This is a genomic window from Spirochaetota bacterium (assembly GCA_040756435.1).
GTDB lineage: Bacteria > Spirochaetota > UBA4802 > UBA4802 > UB4802 > UBA4802.
The window spans coordinates 61797-68291 of the sequence record JBFLZD010000013.1 but is presented as its reverse complement, the minus strand read 5'-3'; the positions used below and the strand labels follow the sequence as shown (position 1 = coordinate 68291).

The following is a 6495-nucleotide window of genomic DNA, read 5'->3' as shown; positions in this document are numbered from 1 at the left end:
AAAGCGTGTTGAAGCGGTTGAGGAACATATTGACAAAATAATAGAAGCTGCACCGGCTGTTGAAGAAAAGGAAAAAGTGGTGATAACTGCTGATGATGTAAAAAAAGCTGAAAAGAAGATAGAAGATAGAAGAAGTGATGAAAAAAGAAGGTGAAGCCACTCCACAGGCTGTAGAGAAAGTTGTTGCTATTGCTAAAGATGAAGTGGTGGTAAAAAAAGAGGAAGTGCAGAAATTTAAACCTGAAGATTTTAAAGAAGAAAAGCAGGAAATAATAAAGATTGAGGAAAAACCAAAAGAAGTGGTAAAAGAAGTTACAAAGATTGTTAAAAAGACACGGCAGATACCACAGCCTGAAGGGCAGTTGCTTGTCACTCGCTACGAGATATATTTTGTAAAGGATGGCAGGGTTGAATGGGAAGGTAAGGTGATAAATCCGCCAACCAGGACCGAAGATAAGATCTATATTGCTTCGGGTGATTATATCTTCTGTGCAAAAAATGATGGCACCGTATTGTGGCGAAAGAAACTGGCAAATGATGGTAAGGTTGAATTAGAAGGTGAAAAAGTAGCAGTGTATGCTAAAGGGCAGAAGAAGCTATTAGATAGACTAACAGGTGAAGAAGAATAAAATAAAAAACAGGGCTTGCGAAAGCAAGCCCTGCTTGTTATTTATTTAAAATAAATTTATTTACTAAAAATTCTGTTTGCAGTGGGGTTAAGTCAAACTGCTGGCTTGCTTTTTCAATAAGTTTGGCAATATCAGCACCTGGATTGTCCTGCAATTCAAAGCTGATAAAGCGAATAGCATCTTCCATTGATTTATCCATAATAATTCCCTCCTACAATGCCCGTAAAAATTCAGGCTTTAATAATGATTCATCCTGCCGTTGTATTATTTCATCCAGCAATTGAATGACGTCGTTCTTTTGTTGAGGTAATGTTGCCTTAATGGGCAGATAATTAGAAGCGTGATTTGATGTGAAATAGCAGGTGTTTTTAACATCCATATTTTCCACAATAAGTTTAAGTTCGCGGAGTAACCCAAATTTATCGGGTAGTGAAAATTTACCCTGTACATAATCCTGGTACAATGGTGTGTTGGGTAAAAGCATTACGGTAAGTGCCGATGCATAGTCGGGGGACATGGCACCTAAATGCTTGCCAGTATCAATGGCGTGCGGTATGCTCAAATCAAGGCCACCAATGCCAAGCAACACTGTCTGAGATAGTAGAATACCTGCCTGTTTAATCTTTTCAGCTGCCTCTAACTGTTTGTGTGGCAGAGCTCCCTTCCGTATTTTACGCAGAACTGTTTCATTGCCGCTTTCAATGCCCTGATATACAATACCCAGTCCCGCAGCTTTTAATTCCGACAGTTCAGATATTGATTTTTTTAGTATGGCTTTGGTATTGCCATATACACCGATGCGTTCAATGTGTGGGTTTTTGCTTTTGATATAGGCAATTATTTCAAGCAGTGTTTGTGTTGGCAAAATCAGGACATCGCCATCGGTTAAAAAAACGTGCTTGAAGCGGTAACGCGATGCTTCATCAATATCACGCTTAATTTGATTCAAGTCCTTGATGTAGAATTTCCTGCCCTTGTAGGTGCCACAGAATGTGCACATGTTGTGTGAACAGCCAACGGTTACCTGGATTATCATGCTGTATGCTTCTGAAGGTGGCCGTATAATGTGCCCTACATAATCCATAGACTCTCCTAAAAATGTTTTGGTTCAGTATGCCACAGTATTTTATGCAATTGAATATTAAGCCGCACGTTAAGCCTGTCATGTAAAATGTACTCTGCCAATTGTTGCGGCTTCATTGCGTCCGCAACGGGAGAAAAATTTATAACACAGGGTACATGAGCCAAATATTTTTCCATAAACTGCTTAGAATAATTATAGTCATTGACATCTTCAATAACAAATTTTATTTCATCATGTGGCTTAAGATACTGTATATTAGTAAAGTTAAACGAATTTACATGGCCACTTGAAGGTGTTTTAACATCAACAATTTTGTGGACCTGTGGGGGCACGTGTTCAATTGAAATGCTACCGTTGGTTTCCAGCTGCAAAGGATAGTTTTTTCTACAAAGAATATCAAGAAGTGTCACTGTATGTTCCTGAATTAACGGTTCTCCACCGGTAATGGTGATGTGGTTTGGAGTGGGATATTTCTCTATTGTTTGCAAAATATGGGCGATAGTTATCGGTAAACCAGTTTTTGCATAGACAGTATCGCACCACCTGCAGTTAAGATTGCATCCTGCAAGCCGTATGAAAAGCGATGGGAACCCTGTGCGGGTAGTTTCTCCCTGAAGAGAGTAGAATATCTCATTGACACATAGTGTGATGGTATTTGTATTCATATCAGGTATAATGAACTATTGATATATTCTCTATTAAGTACAATGTCATCTGTAATAAAAAATTTGATGATAACATTATCATGGATATCATTTTGTATTATAAGCCTCACAAAGTATCACAATCGTCATTGTGTACTTCAAATGCCATTCCTGATTATAAATGTAATCCAGCATCACAAACGTAAGCAAGACCCCCAAATGTCATTCTTGACCATAAAAGTCACTCTGGACTTGATCCTGAATCTACCCAATTTTTACAATCATGAATCAATGTCTTTACAATGGACTTTTGCAATTCAGGAAATTTGTAAGTGCACATATCTTTATTCAATTTATAGGTCATAATTGCGACCAATGATATTTTTTACAGTAACTATCGCACAAGATATGAGATTACTAAAAATATGCAATAATAAAAATAACTATGGGATTAATTGATTTACAATAAAAAATGGTTGAAATAAAATTGCAAAAATCTGAGAGTAAGTGTAAATTGTAACGGTGATGAAATTTATAATCGTGGGGTGTTAACAGTATGGCAGGTAAAAGTGATAGTATAAACAGCACCATTGGCGAAGGTTCTGTCTTTGAAGGAAAGTTTTATATCAGTGGGTCACTGCGAATTGACGGTAAATTTGAAGGTGAAATAAAAACCGATGAAGAACTGGTAGTTGGTGAAACCGGAAAAGTAAAAACTAATATTCATGCCAAGAATGTTGTGGTGGCTGGAACTGTAATAGGCAATATTATTGCCGATGAAGAAGTTAAACTTTTAGAAACTGCAAAAGTGCTGGGTGATATTGAAACGCCTATTCTTACAGTACAGCGCGGTGTGGTGGCACATGGTATGGTTACCATTACTGGCGGTCAAAAGAAAGATGTTAAAAAGCTTATAGAAGAATCGTATGCAGGCTCACCACAAGCACAAACGGGCATATTTGGGAAAAAGGGCCAGGAAAGATGATTCATGAAACACAAATACCGATAATTACACTATGAAACACTGGCAATTACATAGCTATTCATTTGGAAGTCTCAGTATTACTATTTTGTCAGCTGAGATAATTATTATATTCAGAGGCAAAAAAAATACTATTATTAAAAGCATACCATTCAAAAAAATTAAAAGCGCTGCTTATGTATGCGGAACTATTATGTTAGGGGTTATCCTGTTTACCGGGTATGCCCGCTCGCACCATGTTTTTGATTCTGAGGCTGCATGGTATGATGAATTAAAGAAGAAAGCTATTGCAAGCAAAGACTTTGAAGAACCTGAAAAGAAAAAAGCACTAAAGATTATTCAGCATACAGTCAAATTGGGTGAAACATTAAGTGAGATTGCACAGATGTACGGTGTATCCATGGATACCATTTGTGGGTGTAACAGGCTGGAATCGTATGACCTGGTACATGTGGGGCAGGTGTTGAAGATACCCAATAAAGATGGCCTGCTGGTGAGTGTACAGCGTGGTCAAACATTACCCGTTTTGTCAAAAAAATATAATGTGGCAATCAACAGGATTGTTGAAGAAAACAACATTGTAAATCCTGATTTTATAAATATAGGGCAGGATATTTTCATTCCTGATGCAAAACCATTGGATATTTTTAAAGGATTTTTATGGCCTGTGCACACAAAGAATATTACAAGCGGCTATGGGTGGCGAAAGGATCCCTTCTATGGTGAAAGCCAGTTTCATCAGGGAATTGATGTGCGTGCCAATTATGAGTGGGTGCGAGCAAGCAAATATGGCCGTGTAAGCTATGCCGGGTGGCTTGGTGGTTATGGCAAGGTGGTAGTGGTTACTCATCCAGGGGGCGATAAAACCTTATATGGGCATCTTTCAAAAATAACTGTTCGTGAAGGGCAGTATGTTAAGCAGGGACAGATTATTGCAAAAAGTGGTAACACTGGCAACTCAACAGGACCACATCTTCATTTTGAGATCATCCGCAAAGGGCAGCATATTAATCCGTATGCCGAATTGAAAAAGAAACATTGAGTAGATAACAAACAATAATTCACAAACAGGATACGTGTATGTCAAAGCTTAATTTTGTATGCGAAATTGGAACTGAAGAAATTCCAGCAGGGTATATCCCATCTGCTATTGAGCAGGTAGAAAAAATTGTAACCGAAGGTTTACAGGCGTATCGTATTGCGTTTGAAAAGTGTACGGTATATGCAACACCACGCCGTATTGCAATACTGGTATATGACATGGCTGATAGTCAGTCTGAAGATTATGAGGAACTCAAAGGCCCTTCGGTGAAAGCCGCCTATGATGACAGGGGCAACCCAACCAAAGCATTAACCGGTTTTCTTGAAGGAAATAAAATTAAGCGGGAGGATACATACATCCAAAAGACCGGCAAAGGTGATTATATCTATGCAAAGCGCAAAGTTGAAGCAAAACCTGCAACAACAATTATTCCTGTTTTAATTGAAAAGATTATTAATGAGCTAAATTTCCCAAAGCGGATGCGATGGAATGTGAAACGTGTATCATTCCCGCGACCAGTTAATTATATATGTGTACTTTTTAATGATGCAGTGGTTCCGTATTCTATTGATGGCATTGATTTTGACAACAAAGTGCGAGGTCATTATATACAGCATAACCGTATGATTCCTTTATCACGATGTGAAGATTATATTCCCACGCTGGAAAATAATGGGGTCATAGTAGATCATAATAAGCGAAAAAAAATAATTCATGAACAATTGCAAAACGCAGCAAAACAGTTGGGTGGCGTGCTTGTTGAGGATGATGAATTGCTTGCTACAGTTACCTTTTTGACAGAAAGACCGTATGTAGTGGTATGCAGTTTTGATGAGGCATTCTTATCTATACCTGATATAGTCCTTATAACTGAAATGAAGGAGCATCAAAAATATTTTGCTGTGCGCGATAGTAAAGGGAATTTACTTCCAAAATTTTTAGTTATTTCAAATAATCCACCAACAGAGCATATCGTAAAGGGGAATCAGCGTGTAATCAGAGCACGGTTTACGGATGCGCGTTTCTTCTTTGAAGAGGACCGCAAAATCCCGCTTGCAGGCAGAGTGGACATGCTTAAAAGCATCCTGTTTCATAAAGAGTTAGGTTCCATCTACGATAAAGTTGAAAGGATGCAGACAATAGCAAAAGCCATTTGCAATGAACTATCGCTAAATACACAAACCACACAAAAGATACAACGGGCCGTGATGCTATCAAAAACCGACCTTACCACTGCCCTTGTGTTTGAGTTTACATCCCTGCAGGGGCAGATTGGCAAAATATATGCGCTGCTTGATGGCGAGGATGAAGAAGTGGCACAGGCTATTGATTTTCAATACAGGCCTCGTTTTCAGGGGGATGTGCTTCCGGAGCATATTGTGAGTATTGTTGTATCGCTGGCTGAAAAAATTGATAATATTTTTGGTTCGTTTTCTGTTGGGAATATCCCTAAAGGTTCTGCCGACCCCTATGCACTGCGCAGGCAGGCTGCTGCAATTGTGGATATGCTTGTTGAACGAACAATACATCTGGATTTAGCAAACGTGTGTAATGAAGTTGCAACGCTGTATAGTAATGGTGACAAGCTTGTTGAGCCAATACTTGAGTTTATTAATGGCAGGGCCAAGACATTTTTATATGAAAAACAATTTGCCTTTGATGAGGTTAATGCATGTTTGGCTGTTGGCTGTTATGATTACTATGAGTTGTTTCTCAGAGCCCGTAGCATTCATGAATTCCGTAAGGATAAGCGTTTTGGCGATCTTTTGATTGCATTCAAACGTATGAACAATATCGTTAATGCATTTGTTAAAAAGAATCCGGGGTATGCATTTTCATTTAATCCGGATGCGCTGGTTATTGATGAGGAGAAACGTTTATATAGTTTTTTCCACAGTAAAGAAAAAATCATTAAAGAATATATTACACAGAATAAATACACTGAGTTATTCCTTTTACTTATTGAAGGCAAGGAGATTATTGATACGTATTTTGATAACGTTATGGTGATGGACACTAACACTGCGGTTCGTGACAACAGGTTGGGGATGTTACATTATATCCTGACACTGTTTACCACACTTATAGATTTTTCTCAGATTCAGGAGTAATGT

The 6495-nt window shown here is 38.4% G+C and carries 7 protein-coding genes; 4 read left to right on the top strand and 3 right to left on the bottom strand.

The window, feature by feature from the left end:
- Window positions 1–137 precede the first annotated feature (137 nt).
- A complete protein-coding gene (locus tag AB1444_05695) occupies window positions 138–629 on the top strand; it encodes a hypothetical protein (GenBank protein ID MEW6526147.1) in 492 nt (163 codons plus the stop codon).
- Between the two features lie 37 nt (window positions 630–666).
- On the opposite strand, the gene AB1444_05690 is transcribed toward AB1444_05695, so the two are convergent.
- Genes AB1444_05690 through AB1444_05680 form a run of 3 tightly spaced genes read right to left on the bottom strand, consistent with a single transcriptional unit; the run spans window position 667 to window position 2378 of the window.
- A complete protein-coding gene (locus AB1444_05690; protein ID MEW6526146.1) occupies window positions 667–828 on the bottom strand; it encodes a hypothetical protein in 162 nt (53 codons plus the stop codon).
- A gap of 12 nt (window positions 829–840) precedes the next feature.
- Window positions 841–1713 (bottom strand): radical SAM protein, encoded by an 873-nt coding sequence (locus tag AB1444_05685; protein MEW6526145.1) that lies wholly within the window; start codon window positions 1711–1713, stop codon window positions 841–843.
- Between the two features lie 8 nt (window positions 1714–1721).
- The gene (locus tag AB1444_05680; GenBank protein MEW6526144.1) at window positions 1722–2378 is read right to left on the bottom strand and encodes a radical SAM protein; all 657 of its coding nucleotides are present in this window, start codon (window positions 2376–2378) and stop codon (window positions 1722–1724) included.
- A 535-nt stretch (window positions 2379–2913) separates the two neighbouring features.
- On the opposite strand from AB1444_05680, the gene AB1444_05675 reads away from it, so the two are divergent.
- From AB1444_05675 to glyS, 3 genes are read left to right on the top strand one after another with little or no spacing between them, the layout of a single operon-like run.
- Window positions 2914–3342: a polymer-forming cytoskeletal protein gene (locus tag AB1444_05675; GenBank protein MEW6526143.1), complete on the top strand. Its 429-nt coding sequence runs from the start codon at window positions 2914–2916 to the stop codon at window positions 3340–3342.
- A 31-nt stretch (window positions 3343–3373) separates the two neighbouring features.
- On the top strand, window positions 3374–4381 hold the full coding sequence (locus AB1444_05670; GenBank protein ID MEW6526142.1) for a peptidoglycan DD-metalloendopeptidase family protein: 1008 nt from the start codon (window positions 3374–3376) through the stop codon (window positions 4379–4381).
- Between the two features lie 38 nt (window positions 4382–4419).
- The gene (gene glyS / locus AB1444_05665) at window positions 4420–6492 is read left to right on the top strand and encodes a glycine--tRNA ligase subunit beta (protein ID MEW6526141.1); all 2073 of its coding nucleotides are present in this window, start codon (window positions 4420–4422) and stop codon (window positions 6490–6492) included.
- Window positions 6493–6495 lie beyond the last annotated feature (3 nt).

What these genes read in the sequence shown, in the direction of transcription:
- AB1444_05695 (MEW6526147.1), top strand. Translation starts at nt 138, where the DNA reads ATGAAAAAAGAAGGTGAAGCCACTCCACAGGCTGTAGAGAAAGTTGTT.
- AB1444_05685 (MEW6526145.1), bottom strand. Translation starts at nt 1,713, where the DNA reads ATGGATTATGTAGGGCACATTATACGGCCACCTTCAGAAGCATACAGC.
- glyS (MEW6526141.1), top strand. Translation starts at nt 4,420, where the DNA reads ATGTCAAAGCTTAATTTTGTATGCGAAATTGGAACTGAAGAAATTCCA.
- AB1444_05670 (MEW6526142.1), top strand. Translation starts at nt 3,374, where the DNA reads ATGAAACACTGGCAATTACATAGCTATTCATTTGGAAGTCTCAGTATT.
- AB1444_05690 (MEW6526146.1), bottom strand. Translation starts at nt 828, where the DNA reads ATGGATAAATCAATGGAAGATGCTATTCGCTTTATCAGCTTTGAATTG.
- AB1444_05680 (MEW6526144.1), bottom strand. Translation starts at nt 2,378, where the DNA reads ATGAATACAAATACCATCACACTATGTGTCAATGAGATATTCTACTCT.
- AB1444_05675 (MEW6526143.1), top strand. Translation starts at nt 2,914, where the DNA reads ATGGCAGGTAAAAGTGATAGTATAAACAGCACCATTGGCGAAGGTTCT.